The organism is Vibrio sp. S9_S30 (assembly GCF_014694455.1).
Classification (GTDB): Bacteria; Pseudomonadota; Gammaproteobacteria; order Enterobacterales; family Vibrionaceae; genus Vibrio.
Map to the genome: position 1 here is coordinate 252816 of NZ_JAAUWT010000001.1, position 25305 is coordinate 278120.

Here is a 25305-nt window from a genome sequence, read left to right on the forward strand (position 1 = left end):
TGGTGACTATGATAACTTAGCACATAATTTCACCGCTACATGGTGGTTATTTATGCCTTTAAGTCCAGCATTAGAGCGACGAGCTCTCTTTTTTCGTCGGGTGTTAGGCCGACACTTCTATCTTTCGCTTGTAGCGATTCAATTTGTTTTTCAACGCACTGGGCAATAATGTTATCCAGTGAGTCGAGGAAAATGTCTTCCTGATTATCGTCTTCGAGTGGTACTTCCCAACTGGCAAGTCTTGATAACAGTGATCCGTTTTTCTCGTTACGCCAATGCTCAAGTAGCTGGCCTGTGTTGATATTGGGATGAGAACGGCATTTATCAAGTACTTCCTCAAATAAACTTAACCCCGGTAAGTTAATGTGTCGCACACTGGTTAAATCCGGCACTAGCTCACAATAATGTGGGTTTTGCAGGAGTAGGGCGATCACTTCTCGCATGGGGGTGCGCTTGATTTCTTTATGTGGTTGAGGAGCGTTATATATGTGTTTTTTTCGTTTGACTCTATGCCCCATAAATCCAGTTAACTTATCAATTTTTTCATCTAATTCATCTTGAAACTCTGAATCAGGAATTTGATTGATTAACGCTGTTGCGAGATTACGTAGAGCTGATTTCCCTTCACTGCTCCCCAAATCGATATTGTGATGTTCGATCAAATGATCAATCAGATATCGAGATAGAGGACTAGCCTTCTTCATCTGTTCTTCAAACGCTTCCTTTCCATGTGCTCGAATGTAGCTGTCTGGATCTTCTCCATCAGGAAGAAAAAGAAACTTTAAAATATTGCCACTTTTTAAAAAGCTAAGCGCATTTTCTAAGGCTCTCCAAGCGGCTTCTCTACCCGCTCTGTCTCCGTCGTAGCAACAGATGACCGTATTGGTTTGCCTGAATAGGAGTTGCAAATGATCGCCTGTGGTGGAGGTACCCAGCGATGCGACGGAATAGTCTACGCCATATTGCGCTAAGGCAACCACGTCCATGTAGCCTTCAACCACAAGGATTTGAGGTGGCTCACGGTAGGCTTGAAGTACTTCATACAATCCATAAAGCTCTTTTCCTTTATGGAATATTGGCGTCTCTGGTGAGTTGAGATATTTCGGTGTGCCATCACCAATGACTCGACCACCAAAACCAATGACACGTCCGCGCCTATCTCGAATCGGGAACATGACTCGCCCACGAAAACGGTCATAGCGATTGCCATTATCGTTTTCGAGCAGCATGCCGCCAGTAATAAGCATGTCTTGATTGGTTTGGGATTGTCCGAAGTTTTTACGGACTAAGTCCCATTCATCGGCGACATAACCGATGCCGAACTTTTGAACGACTTCTTTTGAAAGACCGCGGTCTTTTAAGTATTCAATGGCCTGTTTGCTGTTCGACTGCTTTAATTGAGAGCGATAAAACTGAGCAATGCTGCCCATCATGTCATAAAGATTGCGCTTTTGCTCTGTGTTAGCTTTTGGAGCTGAGCTGAAGCCGCCACCGCTTCGTTGTTCTCTTGGAACATCTAATCCAAGGTAAGAAGCGAGCTCTTCAATGGTTTCAACAAACTCTAAACGTTCGTATTCCATCAAGAAGTCGATGGCATTGCCATGCGCACCGCAACCAAAACAGTGATAGAACTGTTTCTCTTGGCTGACACTGAAAGATGGGGTCTTCTCGTTATGGAAGGGGCAACAAGCACCGTAGTTCTTGCCTTTCTTTTTCAGTTTCACTCGTGCATCGACGATATCGACGATATCAAGCCGCGCGAGGAGGTCATCAATAAAAGAACGAGGGATCTGTCCTGCCATAAAAACCAGAATATTGAATCAAAGAAAAGAAGAGGCTTGCAGATACAAACAAGCCGTGCATTCCAGAGGGTAGCACGGCTTGTTGCAATTTGATTTGGGTTTAAGCCAATTTAGAGCGAACGAGTCCGCTGACTTTACCCATATCTGCGCGCCCTTGAATTTGCGGTTTTAGAACACCCATCACTTTACCCATGTCTTGCATGCCCGCAGGGTTCGATTCAGTAATAGCAGCATCAATCAATGCGGCTACTTCTTCTTCGGTTAGCGGTTGAGGCATAAAGTCCTCTAGTACCGTGATTTCAGTTCTCTCCGCGTCTGCAAGATCGTGACGACCAGCAGATTCAAATTGAGCGACTGAATCGCGACGTTGTTTAACCATTTTGGTCAGCACAGCAATAATATCGTCGTCTGACAGAGTAATCCGTTCATCGACTTCACGTTGCTTAATGGCTGATAGGGCTAAACGAATAGTGCCAAGGCGTAATTTGTCCTTGGCTTTCATCGCTAATTTTTGCTCATCTTTGAGTTTATCAATTAGAGCCATAACTTAATCCTTGTGGAGCAAGTTATTAGTACAGGCGAACGCGACGTGCGTTTTCGCGAGCTAGCTTCTTAGCGTGACGCTTTTGAGCTGCTGCTTTAGCGCGTTTGCGAACTGTAGTTGGTTTCTCATAGTGCTCACGACGACGCACTTCAGAAAGAATACCTGCTTTTTCGCAAGAGCGCTTAAAACGACGTAGAGCCACGTCGAACGGTTCGTTTTCACGTACTTTAACTACTGGCATATGCCTTTCACCTCAGGGGTTATTCGTTAATGCTGGTACCTTACCAACCCATCAGTCGTCTGAAGGGTCTTTAACCAGCTTGATCAAAAATGGTGCGGAATTTTAATCTGATCAGTTACCCTTTGTAAAGTATTATCGCCGTCAGAACTGGTTAATTTTTTTTCGTAGCGGTAAACTTGCTGCAATTCTAGCTAATACTGAGAACGTAATGCGCATTTTAGGTATAGAGACGTCCTGCGACGAAACAGGCATCGCGATTTACGATGACCATAAAGGACTTTTAAGTCACAAGCTATATAGCCAAGTGAAACTGCATGCCGACTACGGTGGCGTTGTGCCTGAGCTTGCCTCCCGAGATCACGTGAAGAAAACCATCCCACTGATCAAGGAAGCGCTAAAAGAAGCTGGCTTAACCTCAAAAGACATTGATGGCGTTGCCTACACGGCGGGTCCCGGATTAGTCGGAGCTCTGCTAGTCGGGGCTACAATTGGTCGCAGTGTCGCCTATGCATGGGGAGTGCCTGCCGTTCCTGTTCACCATATGGAGGGACACTTGCTGGCTCCAATGCTGGAAGATACCCCGCCTCCCTTTCCTTTTGTTGCTCTGCTGGTTTCTGGCGGTCATACCATGATGGTGGAAGTGAAGCGCATTGGTGAGTACCAGATTCTGGGTGAATCGATTGATGATGCAGCGGGTGAAGCGTTTGATAAAACAGCCAAGTTAATGGGGTTGGATTACCCTGGTGGTCCATTGCTTTCTCGTTTGGCGGAAAAGGGCACGCCGGGTCGTTTCAAATTCCCACGTCCGATGACTGATCGCCCTGGATTGGACATGAGTTTCTCCGGTCTAAAAACGTTCGCAGCGAATACGATAGCAGCGAATGATAACGATGAGCAAACTCGCGCCGATATTGCTTACGCGTTTCAAGAAGCGGTATGCGCTACTTTAGTGATTAAGTGCAAGCGAGCACTAGAACAAACGGGTATGAAGCGTATTGTTATTGCGGGTGGTGTGAGTGCCAATAAACAGTTGCGTGCCGATCTCGAAGCGTTAGCCAATAAAATGGGTGGGGAAGTGTATTACCCACGTACGGAGTTTTGTACCGACAATGGCGCCATGATCGCTTATGCCGGTATGCAGCGTCTCAAGAATGATGAAGTGGCAGATTTGTCGGTTTCAGCCAAACCACGTTGGCCAATTGATCAGCTAGAGCCCATTCATTCTTAGTCACTTAACATTTCATCCGTCACGACCTACCGATAAGTTGGTCGTTTCTGTCCTGTCAGTGCCCAAGTTTCCTTCAAACATAGTGTTACTTGCAAACATAATGTTACTTGCAAACATAGTGTTACTTGGGTACGCATTTTTTAAAGGAATTCTATGCCTACTTTCACTCGTCATGGTCAAACCATGCATTACCAAGATGTGGGCCAAGGCCCGGTGTTACTGTTTGGACACAGTTATCTGTGGGACAGCACTATGTGGGCACCTCAAATCGAGGTGTTGAGCCAGCAATACCGTTGCATCGTGCCAGATTTGTGGGCTCACGGTAAATCCCAAGCTTTGCCACAACAAACTTCCACGCTTCAAGATTATGCGGCAGATGTGCTGTCATTAATGGATAATTTAGACATTGGCGAGTTCAGTATTATTGGGCTGTCTGTTGGTGGAATGTGGGGGGCTGAACTGGTCACATTAGCCCCATCTCGAGTTACATCATTGGTGATCATGGATTCTTTTGTGGGGCTTGAACCCGAAATTACTCATGCTAAATATTTTGGGATGTTGGATGGTATTGCGCTCGCCCAATCGATTCCTGGACCTATCTTGGAGGCGGTCGTGCCTTTATTTTTTGCCAAAGACGCTGAAGTGGAAAATCCGGAACTGGTCGCTAATTTCCGTCAGTCACTTTCTCGCTTGCAAGGGCAAGCCGCCATTGACGTGGCTCAGGTAGGACGCGTTGTGTTTGGGCGTCGTGATCAGTTTGAAGATATCGAGAAGTTTGCTTTACCCACGCTCATTATGGTGGGAGATCAAGATAAGCCAAGACCTGTCTTTGAATCGTATTTGATGCAAGATGCCATTACAGGCAGTGAATTAACCGTTATTCCTAATGCCGGGCATATCAGTAACTTAGAACAACCAAGCTTTGTGAATGAGAAGCTGGTTAGTTTCTTAAATAAAGTCTACAGCTAAGCTTTGGAAGAGGAGGTGCGGTCGCCCACTTTGGGTTCCGTACCGTCATATAAACGCTTAATGTTTCGATGGTGACGTAAAATAATTAAACAACACAACATCGAAACAGGGAACGTGTATTCCGGCCTAAACCACCATGTATAAAGTGGTGCAATGAGTGCGGTCAAAATGGATGCCACAGAAGAATATCGGGTGAAAAAGACAGCCGTTACCCATGTTGCCATCAACATTCCCATTAAACCCAGCCCCATGGGCGCCATTGAGCCCAATGCCGTTGCAACACCTTTCCCCCCCCTGAAATGAAAAAACAGCGGATACATATGCCCTAGGCAAGCTGCGATTGCCACCATGCCCAAAATGACATCCTCGACGCCAAGGTACCAACTTAGCCATACAGGGATGGTGCCTTTGAGCATATCAATCAGCAAAACAGAGAGTGCCGCAACTTTAGAGCCACTTCGGAGTACATTGGTTGCCCCCGGATTGTGGGAGCCTGTCGTTCGAGGGTCGGGAATTCGGAATAAACGGCAAATTAAAACCGCACTAGAGATCGAGCCCAACATATAGGCAGAGATGATCATGATGAGTGCGGTGGGGGTCATGCTTGTCCTTAATTTGCCAAAAGTAATGCTGATTAGGCTGGGAAAATCGAGTATATTCTACGGGTTTTTACCTCAAATGGGTATCCGACCTGTAAAAAGACATAGGAAGAATAATGGCTTTAGATAAAGTATTCATTGAACAATTGGAAGTGATTACCACGATTGGGGTTTACGACTGGGAACAAGAAATAAAACAAAAATTGGTTCTCGATATCGAAATGGCGCACGATAACCAGCCAGCCGGAAAGAGCGATGATGTTGCTGATGCCCTCGATTATGCTCAAGTGAGTGGGGCAGTATTGGAACACATTGAGAATGGTCGATTTTTGTTGGTAGAGCGCGTAGCGGAAGAAGTTGCAGAACTGATCATGTTTAAGTTTTCCGTACCATGGGTAAGAATTCGCTTAGCGAAACCGGGGGCCGTTCCACAAGCGAAAAGTGTGGGTGTGGTGATCGAGCGAGGTCTCGTATGATCACCACCTACATAGGTGTAGGGTCAAACATAGAACCAGTGAAGCACGTCCAAGCTGCGGTGTCAGAGTTACGTCAAATCGGCGAACAATTGCGAGTTTCCACTGTCTATGAATGTGCTTCGGTTGGATTTGAAAGTCGTCCTTTCTATAACCTCGTTGTTGAGATGAAAACACCGTTAGAACTGTCTGATTTGGCGGTTAAGCTACGAGAAGCCGAAATACGTTGGGGGAGAAATCCTGACGCACAAAAGATGCAAGATCGTACGTTAGATCTGGACATCATTTTGTATGGTGATGTCGTTTCCAGTACACCATCTTTACCTCGCGAAGACATCTATAAATACGCGTTTGTTATTCAGCCTATGTATGAGCTCTGCCCTCATTTAGTGATTCCAAATGATGGAAGAACTGTCGCACAGGTTTGGCAAACAATGGATAATTTAGATTCACTGATTCCAGTGAATCCTTTAGATAGCGGTTTTAATCAATGAGTTATTTTGAAGCTTTTATGTTGGCTCTTATCCAAGGTCTAACAGAATTTCTTCCCATTTCCAGTTCTGCCCACTTAATTTTGCCTTCAGCTATTTTAGGGTGGGAAGATCAGGGCTTAGCATTTGACGTTGCCGTTCACGTAGGGACATTACTTGCGGTTGTGATTTATTTTCGCAAAGAAGTCGTCACTCTTTTTGCCGCATTGTTTGCGTCCATTTTTAAAGGCGACAGAAGCAAAGAAGCCAAACTGGCATGGATGATTGTGATTGCCACAATTCCTGCCTGCGTGTTTGGTTTGTTTATGAAGGACATCATCGAAATCTACTTGCGCAGTGCGTGGGTTATCGCAACGACAACCATCGTTTTTGCCTTGCTGTTGTGGTGGGTGGATAAAAAGGCTCCGCTGAAAAATGATGAATACGCAGCGGACTGGAAGACGTCCGTTTTCATTGGAGTATCGCAAGCCTTAGCGATGATTCCTGGGACATCGCGCTCAGGAGCAACGATCACCGCAGCGTTGTACCTTGGCTTTACTCGTGAAGCTGCCGCGCGCTTTTCATTTTTAATGTCGATTCCAATCATCACATTGGCGGGTGGCTATCTTGGTATGAAATTGGTCACCAGTGGTGAGCCTGTTCATATAGGGTTCCTGTTGACCGGTATTGTGACCTCGTTCATCAGTGCCTACATCTGTATCCACTTCTTTTTGAAACTCATTTCCAAAATGGGGATGACACCATTTGTTATCTACCGTCTGATTCTTGGTTTTGGTTTGATCGTGTTTCTATCAATGAACTAAAAAATAACTATTGAGTAATGCGTTATAGAAAAGCGGTTGGTAAGCCAACCGCTTTTTGTTGGTAATGAGGTTCGTTCAGTATTTACGCAGAAAGGATTTTGATCAGTCGTTGTTTTTGGTTTTCACGTTTAAAATTTTCGCAATAGATGCCTGATAAGACACTTCCAATGACTCTCTGCTGTGGCAACGAACGCCTAAATCGTTGAGTACGCCATCACCTATCCCGTAGATCCAGCCATGAATTTGAACGTCCTGCCCACGCTCCCACGCCGTTTGCATGATGGTAGAGTTACCCAGGTTGTAGACTTGCTCAGCAACGTTGATTTCACACAGCTTGTTTGCCCATTCTTCGCGAGGGAGGCAACCCAACCAGTTTCTGTGCTTTAGATACAAATCTCGGATATGCAGTAACCAATTATTAATCAGCCCCAGCTGAGGGTTTTCTATGGCTGCATTCACGCCACCGCAACCATAGTGTCCACAAACAATAATGTGTTTTACCTTGAGCACATCGACAGCGTACTGAACAACGGATAAACAGTTGAGATCGGTATGAATCACTTGGTTGGCGACATTGCGATGCACAAACAATTCGCCAGAAGTTAACCCCGTTAGCTGTTCGGCAGGTACACGGCTATCAGAGCAGCCTATCCAAAGATATTCGGGGTGCTGGGCTTCAGCTAGATTGATAAAAAACTCAGGTTTTTCAGACTTGATGGTTTGGGCCCAAGAAGAATTATTGTTAAATAGCTGTTTGATATCCGGCATGCGCATTTCCTTTTTATTTGCGCCACTATACACAAGCTTGACATCTCATACCTCTTTCAAATCAATGTTCTTGATGATTTTGTGACTGGTCTGATTAGCATTTTGTTAATTATCGAAATGTTTTATTACTCTTTTTTCATATCTCGTAAGCATTGATGCTAAACGTCTGCATTGGATTTATAAATTATCCGAGGTCGCATTCAGAATGACATGGTGAATTGGTCGTGTGATTTGAATCGCCCGATGGTAGAATTCGCCCGCATTTCTATTCATGCAGGAGCAATATTTTGACTGGAAATCGATTCGCGGATTGGAATCTAAAAGGGGATGTGTTTGGTGGTGTCACGACCGCTATTATCTCACTGCCACTGGCACTCGCATTTGGGGTTGCGTCTGGAGCCGGCGCTGAAGCTGGGCTTTGGGGAGCCATATTGGTTGGTTTATTTGCCGCTTTATTTGGTGGTTCATCGAGTCTGATCTCGGAACCCACGGGACCGATGACCGTTATTATGACGGCCGTATTAACCACCATGACCGCGAAATATCCGGAAAGCGGTATGGCGCTGACGTTTACCGTTGTCATGATGGCAGGCGCGTTTCAAATCATGCTTGGAACGCTCAAGTTGGGTAAATACGTTACGCTGATGCCCTACAGTGTCATATCTGGCTTTATGTCGGGCATAGGTGTGATACTCATCATTTTGCAGCTTTCTCCATTGCTTGGTCATCCTGCGCCATCGGGGGGCGTCACTGGTACACTGAGTGCCTTGCCCGAAATGGTGTCGGGAATGAAGTTCAGTGAACTGTTCCTTGGGGTGCTGACACTGAGCATCTTATTCTTCTTCCCTAAAAAATATCGTCGTTACGTTCCTGCTCAACTTGTTGCTTTGGTGGCGGTCACGCTGCTTTCCGTGCTCTTTTTCGATTTTGATAGCATTCGACGTATCGGTGAAATTCCGGCTGGTTTGCCTTCTTTTGTCATACCAACCATTAACGTTGACGTCTTTACCACCATGGTGATCGATGCATTAGTGCTGGGCACGTTAGGGTGTATTGATACCCTATTGACGGCTGTTATTGGCGACTCATTGACTCGTAAAGAGCATGACTCCGACAAAGAGCTGCGTGGTCAAGGGTTAGCCAACATGATTTCGGGCTTGTTTGGTGCATTACCTGGTGCGGGTGCAACCATGGGTACCGTGACCAATATTCAAGTTGGCGCACGATCACCTCTATCTGGTGTAATACGTGCGCTTGTCCTTGCGTTAGTGGTGCTGGTGGCGAGTGGGTTGACTGAACCGATTCCAATGGCGGTTCTGGCGGGTATTGCGGTGTATGTTGGCTTTAATATCTTAGATTGGAGTTTCATTCAGCGAGCCCACAAAGTCAGTGTGCAGGGGATGGCGATCATGTACGGTGTTATGCTCCTCACCGTGTTTGTAGACTTGATTGTGGCGGTAGGGCTTGGCGTTTTCATATCTAATATCATTATTATTGAAAGGCTGAGCCGTGAGCAGGCTCGTCAAGTAAAGGCCATCAGTGATGCGGATGAAGATGATGTGCCGTTGACGGACAGTGAGAGAAAATTGCTTGATAGCGCGAACAGCAAAGTTTTGTTCTTCTATCTGTCTGGTCCCATGATTTTCAGTGTCTCGAAGGCGATATCGCGCCAGCACAGCAGCATTTCCGATTATGAAGTGATGATTTTGGATTTGACGGATGTACCTATGATCGATGTGACGGTTGGCTTGGCGTTAGAAAATGCCATTAAAGATGCGAAAGATGCTGAGTGCGAGGTGTATTTGTTGTGTCCGAATGAACAGACTCGTCAGCAGCTTGAGAAGTTCCATGTGCTTGAATTGGTGGACGATGGCAATACGTTCTCGTTCCGTTATGAAGCTTTAAAATCGGCAGTGAAATACGTTCGAAAAGCCGAATATGAATAACCGAGTTGGAAACAACAGAGAAAAGTGCAGCCGATGAGCTGCGCTTTTTATTTGACCGATAGCCTTGAAATGTGGACACATCGTTAGCATTTCTTTTTGATTATCATTAGAAATGAGTGCGGTAAGCATGTATGCATTAGAAATAGAACAACTCAGAAAAACCTATGCAGGTGGGTTTGAGGCGTTAAAAGGCATCAGTTTGAATGTCGAGAAAGGCGACTTTTACGCACTGCTTGGTCCGAATGGGGCAGGGAAGTCCACCACCATTGGTATCATCTCGTCTCTTGTCAACAAAAGTTCAGGGAAAGTGAAAGTCTTTGGGCACGATATTGATTCACATCTTGAGTTAGCTAAGCAAAATTTAGGGTTGGTCCCGCAAGAATTTAACTTCAACCAATTTGAAACGGTTGAGCAAATTGTATTGCAGCAAGCGGGTTACTATGGCGTTAGCAAAAGCTTAGCCAAAGAACGCGCTAAAAAGTATCTGACAAAGCTTGATTTATGGGAGAAGCGTGAAGAGCGATCACGAAACCTTTCCGGAGGGATGAAGCGTCGACTGATGATTGCCAGGGCGTTGATGCACGAGCCTCAATTACTGATTTTGGATGAGCCCACAGCGGGTGTGGATATTGAATTACGGCGTTCAATGTGGGATTTCCTAAAAGAAATCAATGAACAAGGTATTACTATCATATTGACCACGCATTATTTAGAAGAGGCCGAGATGTTGTGTCGCAATATTGGCATTATCAATCGTGGTGAATTGATTGAGAACACCACGATGAAAGCGTTACTCAATAAGCTTCATGTCGAAACCTTTATTTTCGATTTAGAACATGGTGCTAAAGTGCCAGCACTTACTGGGGTTAATGCTCAGAAATTGGTGAACGATTCTTTGGAGATTGAATTAGAGAAAACAGAAGGGTTGAACCATGTATTCACTCAACTGACAGAAAGTGGTGTCCATGTGCTCTCAATGCGCAATAAAGCCAATCGACTGGAAGAGCTGTTTGTGACCATTGTAAGAGAGCAGGGGTAAGGAAATGTATCAACTGTATTGGACGGCGTTCCAAAGCCTGTTAGCAAAAGAAGTGAATCGTTTTATGCGGATCTGGATACAGACCTTGGTTCCGCCCGCCATCACGATGACGCTCTACTTCATTATATTTGGCAGCTTGATTGGATCCAGAATTGGTGAGATGGGGGGATTTTCCTACATGGAGTACATTGTTCCTGGTCTTATCATGATGTCGGTGATCACGAACTCCTATTCCAATGTCGCCTCTTCATTTTTCAGCTCAAAATTCCAAAGAAATATTGAGGAATTGTTGGTCGCCCCTGTACCTAATTATGTGATTATTGTCGGTTTCGTGATGGGAGGTGTGGTACGCGGCTTGTTGGTAGGGACAATCGTCACATTGGTTTCCCTGTTTTTTGTTGATCTGCAAGTTGAGCATTGGGGCATTATAATTGCCACCGTATTTTTGACCTCTGTTGTGTTCTCGCTTGGGGGGCTAATCAACGCGGTGTTTGCAGGTACGTTTGATGATATCTCAATTATTCCTACCTTTGTTTTAACACCATTAACTTATTTGGGTGGTGTGTTTTACTCGATCAGCTTGCTTCCAGAATTTTGGCAGGGCGTCTCTAAAATCAACCCAATTGTCTATATGGTGAATGCCTTTCGTTATGGTTTTTTAGGTGTATCGGATGTAGGCATTGCGACGTCTTTTGGGGTATTAGGTGTATTTATCATAGGATTATATGCGGTGGCACACTACGTCGTGGCGAAAGGGATTGGGTTGCGGAGTTAATCGGTAGATAGAGACTGCACCTGAAAATAGAGGTCGCACCTGAAAATAGAAATGACACCTGAAAAATAAGATAGAAAAACGGGTCGCCTGAGCGACCCATTTTTTGCTCTCGAATGAGCCTAAAGGTTAAGAGAAAAAGTGATTACGCACTTTTGTCTTCATTACTTTCTTTCGCATCATTTGTCAGTTCAAACACTTGATTGTCAATCAAGCGAGCTTTCCCTAAATATGCAGCCATTAAGATGACCGCCCGAGACGATTCATTGGTAATGGGCTGAAGCGTTTGAGCGTCTCGAATGAAAATATCGTCCGGCTGCAAATCGGCAGCACGCAGTTGATCGTTGGCATCTTCAATAATAGAGGCGTAATCATCTCGCCCACCACGAATTTGGCTGCTGATCCAACGCATGGTGCGAGCAACCACAGGAGCTCGCTGGCGTTCATCAATGGTGAGCAAAGAATTACGAGAACTCATCGCCAGTCCATCCATTTCCCGCACGGTAGGCACACCGATGATCTCAATGTCCATAGCAAGATCGGTCACCATTTGGCGGATAATGCTAAGTTGCTGGAAATCTTTTTCGCCAAAGCATGCGACGTCTGGCTGAACAATGTTGAACAACTTCGTCACAATGGTCGATACGCCTTTGAAGTGACCTGGACGAGAAGCGCCTTCAAGCATATGAGACAGCCCGGGCACTTCGACACAAGTTTGTTTATCGAGACCTTCCGGGTACATGATGTCTGGTGTCGGCGTAAATACAAACTCGACCGACTCGCCGTTTAGCTTACTCAAGTCTTCTTCAAGCGTGCGCGGATAGTTATTCAAGTCGTCTGTACGCTCAAATTGCATCGGGTTAACAAAAATACTGACCACCACAAGGTCGGCATGCTCACGAGCCTTTCGAACGAGCGTAAGGTGACCTTCGTGTAGGTTGCCCATGGTAGGAACAAAAGCAATACGACGACCATCGCGTTTGCATTGCTTGATTTGTTCTCTAAGGGAGGCAATATCAGTGAAAGCTTGCATTATATTTCCTTACTCAAAGGTGTGCTCGACACCCGGGAAAATCTGATTTTGTACATCGTCCATGTACTTCGTAATGGCTTTACGAATATCACCAGTTTCCGCTAGGAAGTTCTTAGAAAATTTTGGCATGTAGTTGGCGGCAATACCAAACATATCATGCATCACTAATATTTGACCGTCCGTATCTGGGCCGGCACCAATTCCGATCACTGGAATCGTTAAGCTTTCGGTAATGCGCTTGGCAAGAGAGGCTGGAACACATTCCAGAATCAGAAGTTGTGCTCCGGCGTTTTGGAGTGCGATCGCATCTTGCACCATTTGCTCGGCACGCTCAGCATCACGACCTTGAATTTTAAAACCGCCGAAAATATTGACAGATTGGGGCGTCAAACCAAGGTGGGCACAGACAGGGACAGAACGCTCTGTCAACATGCTGGTGGTTTCAGCGAGCCATGTTCCACCTTCAATTTTGACCATGTTTGCCCCTGCTTGCATCAGTTTCGCTGCATTTTCACAAGCTTGCTCAGGGGTCGCATAAGTCATGAAGGGCATGTCAGCCAACAGAAGGCTGTTTGGGCTTCCAGCGCGGACACAACGAGTATGGTAAGCCATATCATCAATAGTGACAGGCAATGTTGAGCTTTCACCCTGAAGTACCATACCCAATGAATCCCCAACCAAAAGCAGTGGCATTTCTTGTTCTTCAAACAATTGGGCGAAGCTGGCATCGTATGCTGTTGATGTCGCGAATTTTTGACCTTCTTGCTTCCAGGTCATTAGCGTATTTATAGTGACGTTTTTCATTTTATATCCTTATTAGGGGCAACTTACGATGACCAGATGTTGAGACCATTACGGTCAACTTGCTTCAACAATGTCTGCAGTTGCGTCCCATCAGGGAGAGTTAAACTAGGTGCGATTTCAGCGAGTGGGTAGAGAACAAATTCCCTGACCTTCATTCCGTAGTGAGGAATGGTGAGACGCTCTGAATCGATCACCTCATTGCCGAATAAGATGATATCCAAATCGAGGGTTCTTGGTCCCCATCGTTCATCTTTACGGACACGCCCTTGCTCAAGTTCAATTTTTTGAGTGCAATCGAGAAGTTCAATCGGCGTCAAACTGGTGTTTATTTCAACCACGGCATTGATGTAGTCGGGTTGATTTTTCGGGCCCATAGGCGTACTGCTGTAAAGGGATGAAGTGCTAACTAATTCAGAGTTTGGAATGTTTTTAAGCGCTTCGATTCCCTGTTTTGCCTGAGTGACCGGATCAGATAAATTGCTGCCTACAGCGATGTATACGGTAATCATTCCTGCGGCTTTCTTTTTTTGTTTCTGTACGTTTTGCGTCGGCTCTGCCCAGTATTTGAGCCACCTAATTCGTTGACCATGGCTTGGCGCATGTTGCGCCCTGCGTTTTGGTAAGTTTGCCACCATTTCGCCAATTCTTTGGTCTCACCTTGCTCAACCTCACCACGCATTTCAAGGAAATCAAAACCCGCACGGAACTTGTTCAATTCCAGTAAGCGCGTTGCTCGTTTACCATTACGTCTTGGTAAGCGCAGCTGGAGTTGCCATATCTCTCGAATGGTTGCGGTATGGCGTCTCGGTATCGCAAGGCTTCTAACTTGTTCATCTAGAATCATATTGCTGGCTTCCATGATGGCATCATAGTAAGCGAAATTGTGTTTTTCCATCAATCGGTTAGCCAGTTGATTCAGTGGGTACCAAAGTAACGCTGCGAACATGAAGGCAGGGTTAATTCGCTTACCATCTTGAATGCGCTTGTCTGTTGATTCCAACACCAGCTCAATCATTTTTTCGGTTGGGCTTTCTTGCTCTTCCGTAAATTCCCGAGCAATGTCAGGGAACAGGGGTTGGAAAAGGTCGTACTCACGTAATAAGTGGTAGGTTTCCAATCCGTAGCCTGATTGCAGCAATTTCAGCGATTCTTCAAACAACCGCGCAGCGGGGATGTCTTGGAGCAGATGCGCCAGTTCTTTGATTGGAGCGGCGGTGCCTTCGCAGATATCCATGTCCAATTTTGCGGCAAAACGAACAGCACGCAGCATTCGAACGGGATCTTCTCGATAGCGTGTTTCAGGGTCACCAATTAGGCGTATCAGTCCATCATCAAGATCATCAATACCACCGGCGTAGTCATGAATACTGTAATCGGCAATGCTGTAATACATGGCATTGACCGTGAAATCACGACGTTCTGCGTCTTCATCTATGGTGCCGTATACGTTATCACGAAGCAGCATGCCTTCTTTAGACTGCGCAGCAACGTTTTTCGCTGGTTCTTGATGATGGCCACGAAAGGTGGCAACTTCTATGATGTCTCGCCCAAACATAATGTGCGCTAGGCGGAATCGTCGACCAATTAAACGGCAGTTTCTAAATAGGTTTTTGATTTGTTCTGGTGTTGCGTTAGTCGCGATATCAAAATCTTTTGGCTGTTCACCGAGTAAAAGGTCTCGTACACCTCCACCTACCAGAAACGCATCGTATCCAGCATTATGCAGGCGATAGAGCACTTTCAGTGCGTTGTCGCTTATCTGTTTGCGAGAAATATTGTGCTCTTCTCGTGTAATAATATTCAGAGTAATTTCTCCGTTTGAGCGACTATTTTGTTGGTCTTTGCTGGTAAGAATTTTACGGCAAAAGCGAGTAACTTGACTAAAAATAGCCCACCTCTATTACGTTTGTGCTCAAAAATTGCGGCTAATAATAGCTTAGCTGCCCCTGTTTGAGAATGGGGATGTGATTTTGATCTTGTCTGGCAGCTGTTTTAGGTGCCAGTTTTCGATACCCCATTGCAGTATTTCACCTTGAGTAGCTTGCGTTAATTCTTTTTTAATATCAAAACCTAAGAAGCTCATTGCTAACAATGTTTCAGGTTTGGGATTGTCTTGGCTAATGCCCTCTGCACGATTCTGTTTTGAGAGCTTATTTCCTAAGTCATCAACGGCTAGCGGCAGGTGTAAATACTGAACTGGCGTTTTTTTGAGCATCTGATAGAGGCTGATTTGGCGACCTGTAGGTTCAATTAAGTCGGCACCGCGTACCACTTCCGTTACGCCCTGATAAATATCGTCTAATACAACCGCAAGGTTATAAGCAAATAAACCATCTCGGCGCTGAATAATAAAGTCCTCTCGCGCTAAAGAGGCAGGGATGGGGGTTGAACCGTGTCGCAAATCGTTGAACTCGGTTACGGGGTGAGTCATGGTCAGCCGCACAGCGCAAGGTGGGTTGTTGGTTAATTTTTTTGCTCTGCATGTTCCAGGATAAAAGCCACCCGCTTCTTTAATCTGTTTGCGGCTACATTCGCAGTAATAGGCCTTCCCATCTTTTAGCCACTGTTCAATTTGTGCCTGATAAGCATCGTGGCGTTGGCTTTGATAAATGACTTTGTCATCCCAAAATAGATGGTACTTTTCTAGGGTCGCAAGAATCAAACCAGCTGCGCCAATCATTTCTCTAGGCGGATCGAGATCCTCCATCCGAACTAACCACTTGCCATGTTGAGACCTAGCCTGGAAATAGCTGCCTAAAGCGGCAATCAGTGAGCCAAAATGAAGTGGACCCGATGGGGATGGGGCGAAGCGCCCTATGTAATTGGATTTGCTCATGGTATTCATCAAAAAAGGGAGCGACTTGGCTCCCTTTTATCCTTGCTTTTGCTGAGCTGATATTAGCCTTGCATTTGTCTTTCTTTCATTTCAGCAAGCGTTTTACAATCGATGCATAAATCGGCAGTTGGGCGAGCTTCTAAGCGACGGATGCCAATTTCAACACCACAAGATTCACAGAAGCCAAAATCGTCTTCTTCGATTTTATCAAGCGTCTTTTCTATTTTTTTTATCAAACGACGTTCGCGATCTCGGTTACGTAGCTCTAAGCTAAACTCTTCTTCTTGAGAAGCACGGTCAACAGGATCTGGAAAGTTTGATGCTTCGTCTTGCATATGATGTACAGTGCGATCGACCTCTTCCCTGAGCTGATTACGCCAAGCGCCTAAAATTTTTGTAAAATGAGCCATCTGTTCAGGTGACATGTACTCTTCACCTGCTTTTTCTTGGTAAGGCTCAACACCTGCAATTGCTAGGATGCCTAGCGTTTTTCTTTTGGTACTTTCTGGCATACAGCATCTCCTACTTACACCTTTTTGACTGACCAGCAGACAAATTAAGGCGGGTATCTATAGCAGAAAGAAAAGCTGGTGGCAATGACTCACAAGACTAGAGCTTTGTCATTGTGAAGATTGCAACATTTTTCATGATTGTTGATAAATTCAACACTTTGAGTCAGTTGCATTTCACGTTCAGAGAGTCTGGCTTTGTAGCACAATATCTCCACGCCACTTTCTTTCGCTTGATTTAACAGTTGTGAATATTTCGCATCTATATGGTGTGCTGAAGAGACTTTTTCAATACCGGTATGTAAAACAGTAAAAAAAAGTACGGCTCTGCTTCCATTTTTTGCGACTTCCATCAACTCGCGAAGGTGCTTTTGTCCTCGCGTTGTGACGGCATCTGGAAAATAGCCTTGTCCATTTTCCTCCAATAAAGTCACACTTTTCACTTCAATATAGCACTTCGGGCGATCTTCGCTTTCTAATAGAACATCAATACGGCTGTTTTCATTGCCGTATTTCACTTCGGTTCTTAATAAGTCGTATCCGGTTAACTCGGGGATTCGCCCCTGATTGATGGCTTCAACCACCAAAGCATTCGGTTTGGCGGTGTTGATGCAGATCAGATCGCCTTGAGCGTTTTGTGATAGCTCCCAGCTGCATGGGTATTTTCTTTTCGGATTATTGGAGGTGGAATACCAAATCGTATTGCCGGGATCGGCACAACCCGTCATTGCACCGGTATTGGCGCAGTGGATGGTGGTGACGGAACCGTCATCCAGTTCAATATCTGCCAGAAAGCGTTTGTATCTTTTGATCAGCGTGGCACGTTGTAAAGGTGAGGTAAATTCCATAAGTCGTCGTTTGGGGTTGGGTACTGTTATTATGTACAATGCTTTGGTGAGCACTCACATTATTCTAAAGTGCGTGATGTTAAAAGCGTGTGATGCTAAAAACGCATAATTAGAAAATACGCGAGTGTCATGTTTCACCTTGCATCAAGAATACGGTTTGCAGACCGAAGCCATTACAGCACAAGGATCGCCCATTGTCACAATCCTCTAAGTTACCGCTCCCAATAGAAACCGTTCTTCCTGAATTGTTGGTTGCATTAAACACACAACACCAAGTGGTGCTTAAAGCGGAACCAGGGGCAGGGAAATCAACCTACTTGCCTTTGCAACTGCTTAAGCAACACGTGGTGGAAGGCAAAATTATCATGCTGGAACCTAGGCGATTAGCAGCGAGGAACATTGCCACTTATCTTGCGAAGCAGCTGGGTGAAAAGGTGGGTGAGACCGTTGGCTACCGTGTGCGAGGGGAAAAGAGATCAAGCAAAAACACTCGATTGGAAGTGGTCACAGAAGGCATTTTAACGCGAATGATTCAGTCTGATCCCGAGCTGAATGGTGTTGCAATGATCATTTTTGATGAGTTTCATGAACGCAGTATCCACGCCGACACCAGTTTGGCTTTTTGCTTGGAGATCCAAGAGGTCTTTAGAGACGATCTCACATTGTTAGTGATGTCGGCGACCTTGGATGAAATGTCATTAAAGAAGCTCTTGCCCTCGGCGTCTTACATCGAATCGGAAGGGCGAGGTTACCCGATTGAATACCGCTATGCGCCGCTTTTGCCGAATGACAGGCTAGCCAGCGCGGTAGCAAAACAAATTCGTACTCTTCTTAATAGTGAATCCGGATCCCTCTTAGTTTTCTTGCCAGGGGCGGGGGCGATCAACCAAGTAATGGAATGGCTCGGCGAATGGGATGCTCACGTTGATGTTTTCCCGTTGTACGGTCAATTAACCTTTGCTGAGCAGCAACAGGCTATTTCCCCTCCTGAGCAAGGAAGAAGAAAAGTTGTGCTAGCAACGAATATTGCGGAAACCAGTTTGACCATTGAGGGGATTCGCATTGTTATTGACAGCGGGTTAGAGCGTTTTGCCAGCTTTCAGTTGAAAACAGGCATCACTCGATTAGAGCAGCAAAGGATTGCACAGTCCTCAGCTCATCAACGTGCTGGGCGAGCGGGCAGGCTTGAGCCTGGCATTTGCGTTCGCATGTACAGCGAACAACAGCTCCTACAGCAGCCCAAAATGCCAGAGCCTGAAATCCTTCGGAGCGATTTGTCTCCTGTGCTGCTTGAGATGCTGCAATGGGGGAGCGGAACCTTTTCCCACTCACATTGGCTTGATGTCCCGACAAAAGCCGCGGTTGTTTCAGCCAAAGAGTTGCTTAGTCAGCTTGATTTATTGAATGAATCCGGTGCGTTGTCTGACCTAGGGAAGCAGGCTCAGGCGTTGGGAACCGACCCAAGGACAGCCGCCATGTTATTAAAAGCCTATTCGAAAGGTTCAGCCTATGTTCAGTGTGCGATAACGTTAACGGCTTTGATAGAAGAGCCAGAGCGGCAAGGTGATAACGTGATGCATGCCTTGCAGCGTTTTAAAGACGGTCACCATCAAAAGCAAAAGACAGTGCAAACCAGAATGTCGAGTTTATCCTCTCGGTTGAACGTGGATATTAAAGGGCACGTTGATGAATCGCTTGCAGGTCTCTGCCTTTGTTGGGCGTACCCCGACAGAATAGCACGGCAAAGAAGGATGGGAAGTGAGCATTACTTATTGGCGAATGGTCATGGCGCGCAAGTCGATTCATTGTCTTCATTGCAGAAAAGTGAATATTTGGTCGTGGTGGATCTGATGAAAAGTCATCGTAGCGACAGCCAAATTTATCTTGCTTGTCCGCTGGATGTCGTCCCAAAACATAAAGTGAATCAAGTCACTTATGTGTATTGGGACGATAAGAAAGGGGAGCTGTTAGCAGAGGCAAGGCAGCAAATTGGTGCTATTGTGCTGGAAAGTAAACCGACCCAAGACATCACCGCACAACAAAAATCCAATGCACTGCTGGATTACATACGTGAAAGCGGCACGCATGTTCTGCCTTGGTCGGACAAATCTCAACGTCTACTTCAACGTATTCTTTGTTGTAAGACATGGCTTCCAGAAGAAGCGTGGCCTGACGTCTCAGATTCGGGCCTGATTGATAATCTGACAGAGTGGTTGTTGCCATTTATGAACGGTGTTTCTAACATGAAGACCCTAAAAAAGGTCGATATGCATCAAGCGCTCACTGCCTATTTAGGGTGGCCGTTGAACCAGAAAATCGATGAGTGGTTGCCAGAGCAATATACACTGCCTACGGGGCAAAGCCGCCAAATTGAGTACCAAGAAGGGAAGCCGCCAATGCTTTCAGTAAGAGTGCAGGAGGTGTTTGGAGAACAAGCTTCACCAACCATAGCCAATGGGCGAGTTTCAGTGGTGCTAGAGCTGCTTTCTCCGGCTCGAAGACCGATTCAAATTACGCAAGACTTGGCGGCATTTTGGCAGGGCTCGTATCACGAAGTAAAAAAAGAAATGAAAGGGCGCTACCCTAAACACCCTTGGCCGGATGATCCGGCTAACCATGTGGCGACAACGAAAACCAAACGACAGTTGAATTCATGACAGACAAAAAGAAAACGTCAGGGCGAACGACAAGAAAAACGACGGCTGAAAAGAGCGCGCCCAAAAAACACTCTCGCCAAAGTAAACCCAAAAAGAAAACGTCAAAAGGTTGGTTACGCACCCTTTGGGGACTGACGTGGAAAACAACGGTGGCCGTGTTTGCGGTGTTGGTGTTTGTCGGTATCTACCTTGATAGTGTTGTTCGCCAGAAATTTGAAGGGCAGCTATTTGATTTACCCACCGTCGTCTATGGACGAGTGTTGACGTTGAACCCCGGAAGCCCCGTGACATTACCACAGCTTCGCAAAGAGCTGGACGTACTCAACTATCGTAAAGTTCGTGCTCCTCGAAACCCAGGGGAGTACTCGTCTTCATCGACAAAAATTGAATTAATCCGTCGTGATTTCGAATTTGAAGATGGTCCAGAAGCCTCACGCCATGTGATGTTGTATTTCAATGACCAAGGTTTGGAGAGAATCCAATCGCTCGAATCCGAACGAGACATGGGCTATTTACGAATCGACCCCAAAATGCTTGGGATGCTAGAGGCAAATACGGAAGAAAACCGGCTTTTCCTTAAACGAGAGCAATTCCCTGAGGTGTTGGTCGACGCCTTATTGGTGACAGAAGACAGAGATTTTTACCAACATGAAGGCGTATCCCCGTTTGCGATTCTCCGAGCCTTGGTTGCAAATGTAAAAGCCGGCCGTACAGTGCAGGGGGGGAGCACTCTGACCCAGCAGCTCGCGAAAAACTTGTTTTTATCTCGTGAACGGACACTCTGGCGAAAAGTTCGAGAAGCTTATATCGCGCTTATATTGGATTATCGTTACAGCAAAGATGAAATCCTAGAAGCTTACCTGAATGAAGTGTACTTAGGTCAAAGCCGTGGTGAAGCCATCCATGGCTTTGGTTTGGCATCGAGATTGTACTTTGGCCAACCTTTGCAAGAGCTTCGTATTGACCAAATTGCCTTGTTGGTGGGGATGGTAAAAGGTCCCTCTTATTACAACCCAGTACGGAAACCTGAACGAGCGAAAGCGCGCCGAGATTTGGTGTTACGGTTGATGATGCAGCATGACATTCTGACGTCACATCAGTTTGACATGGCGGCCAGCCGCGACTTAGATACGCAAGATAAGCCGCAAATAGCCAGTCGCCAGCCGGCCTACTTTCAACAAGTGAGTCGTGAGTTAGCGCAAAAAGTGGGCGATGCATTTCAAAAGCAGACGGGGCTTAATGTGTTTACCTCTTTGGATCCCGTTTCGCAATTTGAGCTGGAAAAAGCCGTGAAAACCAAAATTCCTCAATTGGAGTTGCTCGCGGGGAAAGGGCTGGAGGCAGCGGGCATCGCCGTGGACAGACGAAGCGGAGAAATTCGCGCCATGGTAGGGGGTAAGCGAACGGGATACGACGGGTTTAATCGGGCGTTGAATGCGTCAAGACCCATCGGTTCTTTGGCAAAACCTGCCGTGTATCTCACTGCGCTACAAAACCCATCGGAATACACGTTAGCCACAACTTTAGACGATACGCCATTTTCTCTCAAAGGCAGTGAAGGGAGCGTGTGGTCACCCAAAAATTACGACCGAACGTTTCGCGGTGACGTGCCGTTGTATCAGGCCTTCGCGAAATCGTTAAATGTGCCCACGGTAAAACTGGGTCTGAAATTGGGTATCCCTGAAGTGATGGACACATTTGAAAAATTAGGCGTAGATAGACAGGAGATTCGTCCGGTGCCGTCGATGTTTCTTGGATCATTTTCTTTAACACCTTACCAAGTTGCTCAGATGTACCAAACGCTGACCAATTCTGGCAAAAAAGCGCCTTTGAGTGCGCTTCGAAGTGTCAAAGATTTGGATGGGAACGTCCTGTATCGTTCCATTCCAAAAGTCTCGCAGCGAGTCTCGCAACAAGCGGCTTGGTTAACGACTTATGCGATGAAGAAAGCGGTTGCTGAAGGGACGGGGCGGTTTTTGCAAGGTCAATTTAGCCGAATGATGCTCGCAGGAAAGACGGGCACCAGCAATGATACTCGTGACAGTTGGTTTGTGGGCGTCGATGGGCGTGAAGTGGTGACGCTTTGGCTTGGTCGAGATGATAACAAACCCACCAAACTAACGGGAGCAAGTGGTGCGCTGCGGGTGTACCACCAGTATTTGCAAAATCGCATTCCAGAGCCCTTAATTCTTCCGTGGCCAGCACAAATTACCACCTTAGGGTTTGCGCTTGAGCCGGGTGGAGAGTTAAAAGTCGATTGTGACAAAGCGTTCACTCTTCCTGTTTGGGATAAAAAAGGGGACGCACGTGAGGCTTGCAAAAGTGGACCGACAAAATGGCTGAGTAGCTTGTTTGACTAATAACAGTTGAGATTTAGGTTGTGGTATAGGGATATGAAATAAAGGAGTGCTTTTGTTTTTCTCTAAGTTTAATGGAATCGCAATGTTCGCTGTGATGGTGGTAACCGTAAGTACTGCGGTCTTACTGAGCCCTTTTGTTGTCGCGCAGGACACTGCTGAAGAAAAAGAGCGACCAGTTGTCGCTGTCGTTTTGGCAGGTGGCGGTGCAAAAGGCGCGGCCCATATCGGCGTGTTGAAAGCCTTAGAAGAAATGCATATTCCGGTTGATATCATTACGGGTACCAGCATGGGGGCATTTGTTGGCGGTTTGTATTCTACAGGGATGTCTGCGGATGAAATAGAGTCGTTTATTTACACAGTTGATTGGAGTAGCGGTTATCGTGATCGAGTTGACCGAGAGCATTTGTCCGTCCGCGAAAAAAACTATTTTGACCGATACCAGATCAACACAGGTTTAGGGCTACGTTGGATTGAAGTCTCTGTGCCACGTGGAGTAGTACAAGGGCAGAATATGTATAAGATCTTACGAGAGACAGCCGGAAACATTCCCCCCATGGCGTCATTCGATGAGTTAGCGGTGAAGTATCGTGCCGTCGCTACAGACATTGTTGAACTGGAACCCGTTGTATTGGACAGTGGTTATTTAACGGATGCCATGATGGCCAGTATGTCTGTTCCGGGGGCTTTACCACCATTTTCTTTAGGGGGGAGGCTGCTGGTTGATGGCGGGGTAACCAATAACATGCCCGTTGAGCTCGCGCGATCGATGGGGGCCGACTTGGTCATTGCCGTCGATATCAGTACGAACTATCAATCCGAACAAGAGCTAAAAACATTCCTCAATGTGGGGGATCAGCTCTCTAATTATATGGTTCAAAGCAGCACTCAACGGCAGGCAACCCACTTAAAAGATAAGGATGTGTTGCTCACACCGAATGTTGGCAATATGTCGACGACAGAATTTTCCCGCATGCCCGATGCGTATGAATTGGGCTACCTTGCGGCGATTGACTCTAAAGAGGCGTTAGAGCCCTTCGTGGTTTCCCCTGCTCTTTACCAAAAGTACATTTATCGAAAACAAGAAGCTCGAAAAGCCATTGATTACGGTGACGAACTCATCATTGATGATATCGTCATCAATAACAACAGCCACTATAACGAAAGCGTGCTAAAACAGTTTCTCGGTCTAGAAGTGGGTCGACGGTATGGTTTAGAAGAACTTGAAGGGCATGTTCAGCAGTTATATTCACTTAATCGTTTTGAACAGGTTCTTTATCGCTATGAAAAAGTAGACGGAAAAACCACACTACATATTGAAGTCAACGAAAAGGAGTGGGGGCCCAATTACGTTAACTTTCGCTTCTTTCTTGAAGATGATTTTCAAACAACAAGTCAATATTCCATTGGGGTAAGTACAATTTTTACAGCACTGAATGATCAAGGTGCAGAAATCCGAACCAATCTCGAAATGGGATCTGAAAAATTGATCGAGGCGGAACTCTATAGCCCAATAATGAATGAGCAGAATGTGTTTGCCAGTGCAACCATGACTTATCGGAATGAAAATAAGAAAGCGCCATTCGGGGTGGATGGGGCGGAAGACATTTCTCTTGGGGGAGTCAAAGACTATATTCCAATTAACTATGTGCAGTTTTCATCCGAGCTCGCTTTGGGTGTGAACCCCACATTTTATCAGGAATTTAAGGCTGGTATCCGGTATACCTCTGGCGAAATTTCGCTATCGACTTTGCCCACGTTATGGCAAGGATTGTTCAATCGAAAAGGCATATTTGCGCGGTATCGGTACGACACGTTTGATGATATGAATTTCCCGTCTCAAGGTAGTCTCGCACATTTTGAACTGCTGGCATCGGAAGACAATATTCAAGAGGAACAGAATAGCGACTACACCAGTGATCGTGTTAATGAAGTCGCGATAAAGTTAGGGCATTCAGAAAGCCATGAACGTCATACTTTGGTCGGGATGGCGGAATACGAAGTCACGCGAAGCCGTAATGCGTCGGTTCCGATCATGCCTAAGTCACTTGGTGGTTTTTTAAGCTTATCAGGCATCCCGGGTAAAAGCCTTATCGGTCAAAACAAGATATTCGGCAGTTTAGTGTATCGATACCGCTGGTTTGATAATAACTTTGGCCTGTTTCAGTCCCCAGTTTACTTGGGAGCATCGGTTGAATATGGCGGAGTGTGGTCTGATCCCAACATTAAAGTCAGTGAAGCGCCGATGTACGTCGCAGGCTCGCTATTTGCGGGTGTAAAATCCCCCATAGGGCCTATAATTTTAGCGTATGGGCAGACGGAGCAGAATTTCAATTCAGTATATCTGATCGTGGGAACGGCATTTTAGTTCAAGATAATTCAATCATATTCATAGAACTTTAGTCTCAAGTTGCTATGTTGGTCAAAATGATAAGATTTTAATGTTAAGTTAAATTTGCTATTCTCCACCCCACAGTTTGGCCCTATGCCGCTGTTGATTATTAAGAATCAGAATAAGACTATTCATAATAAAAGCGGCAAGGCAGCCAAGTTTTTCCAAGGATGTTTGCACCTCTTGAACATAAG

General features: G+C 45.9%; 23 protein-coding genes. 11 read left to right on the forward strand and 12 right to left on the reverse strand.

Translation table 11 applies throughout. From position 1 onward, the window contains the following. Positions 1-50 precede the first annotated feature (50 nt). From dnaG to rpsU, 3 genes are all read right to left on the reverse strand, one after another. A complete protein-coding gene (gene dnaG / locus HC752_RS01150; RefSeq protein ID WP_190333249.1) occupies positions 51-1802 on the reverse strand; it encodes a DNA primase in 1752 nt (583 codons plus the stop codon). 100 nt (positions 1803-1902) lie between these two features. Further along, a complete protein-coding gene (locus HC752_RS01155; protein WP_190333250.1) occupies positions 1903-2346 on the reverse strand; it encodes a GatB/YqeY domain-containing protein in 444 nt (147 codons plus the stop codon). A gap of 25 nt (positions 2347-2371) precedes the next feature. Continuing rightward, complete coding sequence (gene rpsU / locus HC752_RS01160; RefSeq protein ID WP_001145625.1) at positions 2372-2587, reverse strand: 30S ribosomal protein S21; 216 nt, start codon at positions 2585-2587, stop codon at positions 2372-2374. A 208-nt stretch (positions 2588-2795) separates the two neighbouring features. On the opposite strand from rpsU, the gene tsaD reads away from it, so the two are divergent. Then, on the forward strand, positions 2796-3815 hold the full coding sequence (gene tsaD / locus HC752_RS01165) for a tRNA (adenosine(37)-N6)-threonylcarbamoyltransferase complex transferase subunit TsaD (protein WP_190333251.1): 1020 nt from the start codon (positions 2796-2798) through the stop codon (positions 3813-3815). 153 nt (positions 3816-3968) lie between these two features. Continuing rightward, positions 3969-4784, forward strand: a complete 816-nt coding sequence (locus HC752_RS01170) for an alpha/beta fold hydrolase (protein WP_190333252.1) — start codon at positions 3969-3971, stop codon at positions 4782-4784. On the opposite strand, the gene plsY is transcribed toward HC752_RS01170, so the two are convergent. Beyond that, positions 4781-5386 carry a glycerol-3-phosphate 1-O-acyltransferase PlsY gene (plsY, locus tag HC752_RS01175; RefSeq protein WP_190333253.1) on the reverse strand — a complete coding sequence of 202 codons (606 nt, stop codon included), beginning with the start codon at positions 5384-5386 and terminating at the stop codon, positions 4781-4783. The two genes, HC752_RS01170 and plsY, sit on opposite strands and share 4 nt — an antisense overlap. Before the next feature lie 113 nt (positions 5387-5499). Between plsY and folB the strand changes: the two genes are divergently transcribed. The 3 genes from folB to HC752_RS01190 are packed head-to-tail and all read left to right on the forward strand — an operon-like array spanning position 5500 to position 7150. Then, the gene (gene folB / locus HC752_RS01180; RefSeq protein WP_190333254.1) at positions 5500-5859 is read left to right on the forward strand and encodes a bifunctional dihydroneopterin aldolase/7,8-dihydroneopterin epimerase; all 360 of its coding nucleotides are present in this window, start codon (positions 5500-5502) and stop codon (positions 5857-5859) included. Then, positions 5856-6350 carry a 2-amino-4-hydroxy-6-hydroxymethyldihydropteridine diphosphokinase gene (folK, locus tag HC752_RS01185; protein WP_190333255.1) on the forward strand — a complete coding sequence of 165 codons (495 nt, stop codon included), beginning with the start codon at positions 5856-5858 and terminating at the stop codon, positions 6348-6350. The genes folB and folK (HC752_RS01185) overlap by 4 nt, the downstream gene beginning before the upstream one ends. Beyond that, positions 6347-7150: an undecaprenyl-diphosphate phosphatase gene (locus HC752_RS01190; RefSeq protein ID WP_190333256.1), complete on the forward strand. Its 804-nt coding sequence runs from the start codon at positions 6347-6349 to the stop codon at positions 7148-7150. The genes folK (HC752_RS01185) and HC752_RS01190 overlap by 4 nt, the downstream gene beginning before the upstream one ends. A 102-nt stretch (positions 7151-7252) precedes the next feature. Here HC752_RS01190 and can read toward each other — a convergent pair whose 3' ends face one another. Further along, positions 7253-7918, reverse strand: coding sequence for a carbonate dehydratase (gene can, locus HC752_RS01195; RefSeq protein WP_190333257.1), 666 nt, complete (start codon positions 7916-7918; stop codon positions 7253-7255). 287 nt (positions 7919-8205) lie between these two features. On the opposite strand from can, the gene HC752_RS01200 reads away from it, so the two are divergent. The 3 genes from HC752_RS01200 (at position 8206) to HC752_RS01210 (ending at position 11678) form a co-directional block, all read left to right on the forward strand. Beyond that, entirely contained in the window at positions 8206-9864 is a 1659-nt protein-coding gene (locus tag HC752_RS01200; protein WP_190333258.1) for a SulP family inorganic anion transporter, read from the forward strand. 127 nt (positions 9865-9991) lie between these two features. After that, entirely contained in the window at positions 9992-10903 is a 912-nt protein-coding gene (locus tag HC752_RS01205; RefSeq protein WP_190333259.1) for an ABC transporter ATP-binding protein, read from the forward strand. A gap of 4 nt (positions 10904-10907) precedes the next feature. Continuing rightward, positions 10908-11678 carry an ABC transporter permease gene (locus HC752_RS01210; RefSeq protein WP_190333260.1) on the forward strand — a complete coding sequence of 257 codons (771 nt, stop codon included), beginning with the start codon at positions 10908-10910 and terminating at the stop codon, positions 11676-11678. 142 nt (positions 11679-11820) lie between these two features. Here HC752_RS01210 and panC read toward each other — a convergent pair whose 3' ends face one another. The 7 genes from panC to sfsA all read right to left on the reverse strand — a co-directional run bounded on the left by panC (position 11821) and on the right by sfsA (position 17705). Continuing rightward, positions 11821-12708, reverse strand: coding sequence for a pantoate--beta-alanine ligase (panC, locus tag HC752_RS01215; protein WP_190333261.1), 888 nt, complete (start codon positions 12706-12708; stop codon positions 11821-11823). Positions 12709-12717: 9 nt separating this feature from the next. Beyond that, on the reverse strand, positions 12718-13512 hold the full coding sequence (gene panB, locus HC752_RS01220; protein ID WP_190333262.1) for a 3-methyl-2-oxobutanoate hydroxymethyltransferase: 795 nt from the start codon (positions 13510-13512) through the stop codon (positions 12718-12720). A gap of 23 nt (positions 13513-13535) precedes the next feature. Beyond that, the gene (folK, locus tag HC752_RS01225; protein ID WP_190333263.1) at positions 13536-14021 is read right to left on the reverse strand and encodes a 2-amino-4-hydroxy-6-hydroxymethyldihydropteridine diphosphokinase; all 486 of its coding nucleotides are present in this window, start codon (positions 14019-14021) and stop codon (positions 13536-13538) included. Next, positions 14018-15367, reverse strand: a complete 1350-nt coding sequence (gene pcnB / locus HC752_RS01230; protein WP_342029446.1) for a polynucleotide adenylyltransferase PcnB — start codon at positions 15365-15367, stop codon at positions 14018-14020. Before pcnB ends, folK (HC752_RS01225) begins: the two co-directional genes overlap by 4 nt. A gap of 81 nt (positions 15368-15448) precedes the next feature. Beyond that, positions 15449-16357, reverse strand: coding sequence for a tRNA glutamyl-Q(34) synthetase GluQRS (gluQRS, locus tag HC752_RS01235; protein ID WP_190333431.1), 909 nt, complete (start codon positions 16355-16357; stop codon positions 15449-15451). A gap of 53 nt (positions 16358-16410) precedes the next feature. Further along, positions 16411-16860, reverse strand: a complete 450-nt coding sequence (gene dksA, locus HC752_RS01240) for an RNA polymerase-binding protein DksA (protein ID WP_190333264.1) — start codon at positions 16858-16860, stop codon at positions 16411-16413. Between the two features lie 89 nt (positions 16861-16949). Further along, positions 16950-17705, reverse strand: a complete 756-nt coding sequence (sfsA, locus tag HC752_RS01245) for a DNA/RNA nuclease SfsA (RefSeq protein WP_190333265.1) — start codon at positions 17703-17705, stop codon at positions 16950-16952. Positions 17706-17899: 194 nt separating this feature from the next. Between sfsA and hrpB the strand changes: the two genes are divergently transcribed. From hrpB to HC752_RS01260, 3 genes are all read left to right on the forward strand, one after another. After that, positions 17900-20362: an ATP-dependent helicase HrpB gene (gene hrpB / locus HC752_RS01250; protein WP_190333266.1), complete on the forward strand. Its 2463-nt coding sequence runs from the start codon at positions 17900-17902 to the stop codon at positions 20360-20362. After that, complete coding sequence (gene mrcB / locus HC752_RS01255) at positions 20359-22722, forward strand: penicillin-binding protein 1B (protein WP_190333267.1); 2364 nt, start codon at positions 20359-20361, stop codon at positions 22720-22722. The genes hrpB and mrcB overlap by 4 nt, the downstream gene beginning before the upstream one ends. 82 nt (positions 22723-22804) lie before the next feature. Beyond that, positions 22805-25087 carry a patatin-like phospholipase family protein gene (locus tag HC752_RS01260; RefSeq protein WP_190333268.1) on the forward strand — a complete coding sequence of 761 codons (2283 nt, stop codon included), beginning with the start codon at positions 22805-22807 and terminating at the stop codon, positions 25085-25087. Positions 25088-25305: the final 218 nt, after the last annotated feature.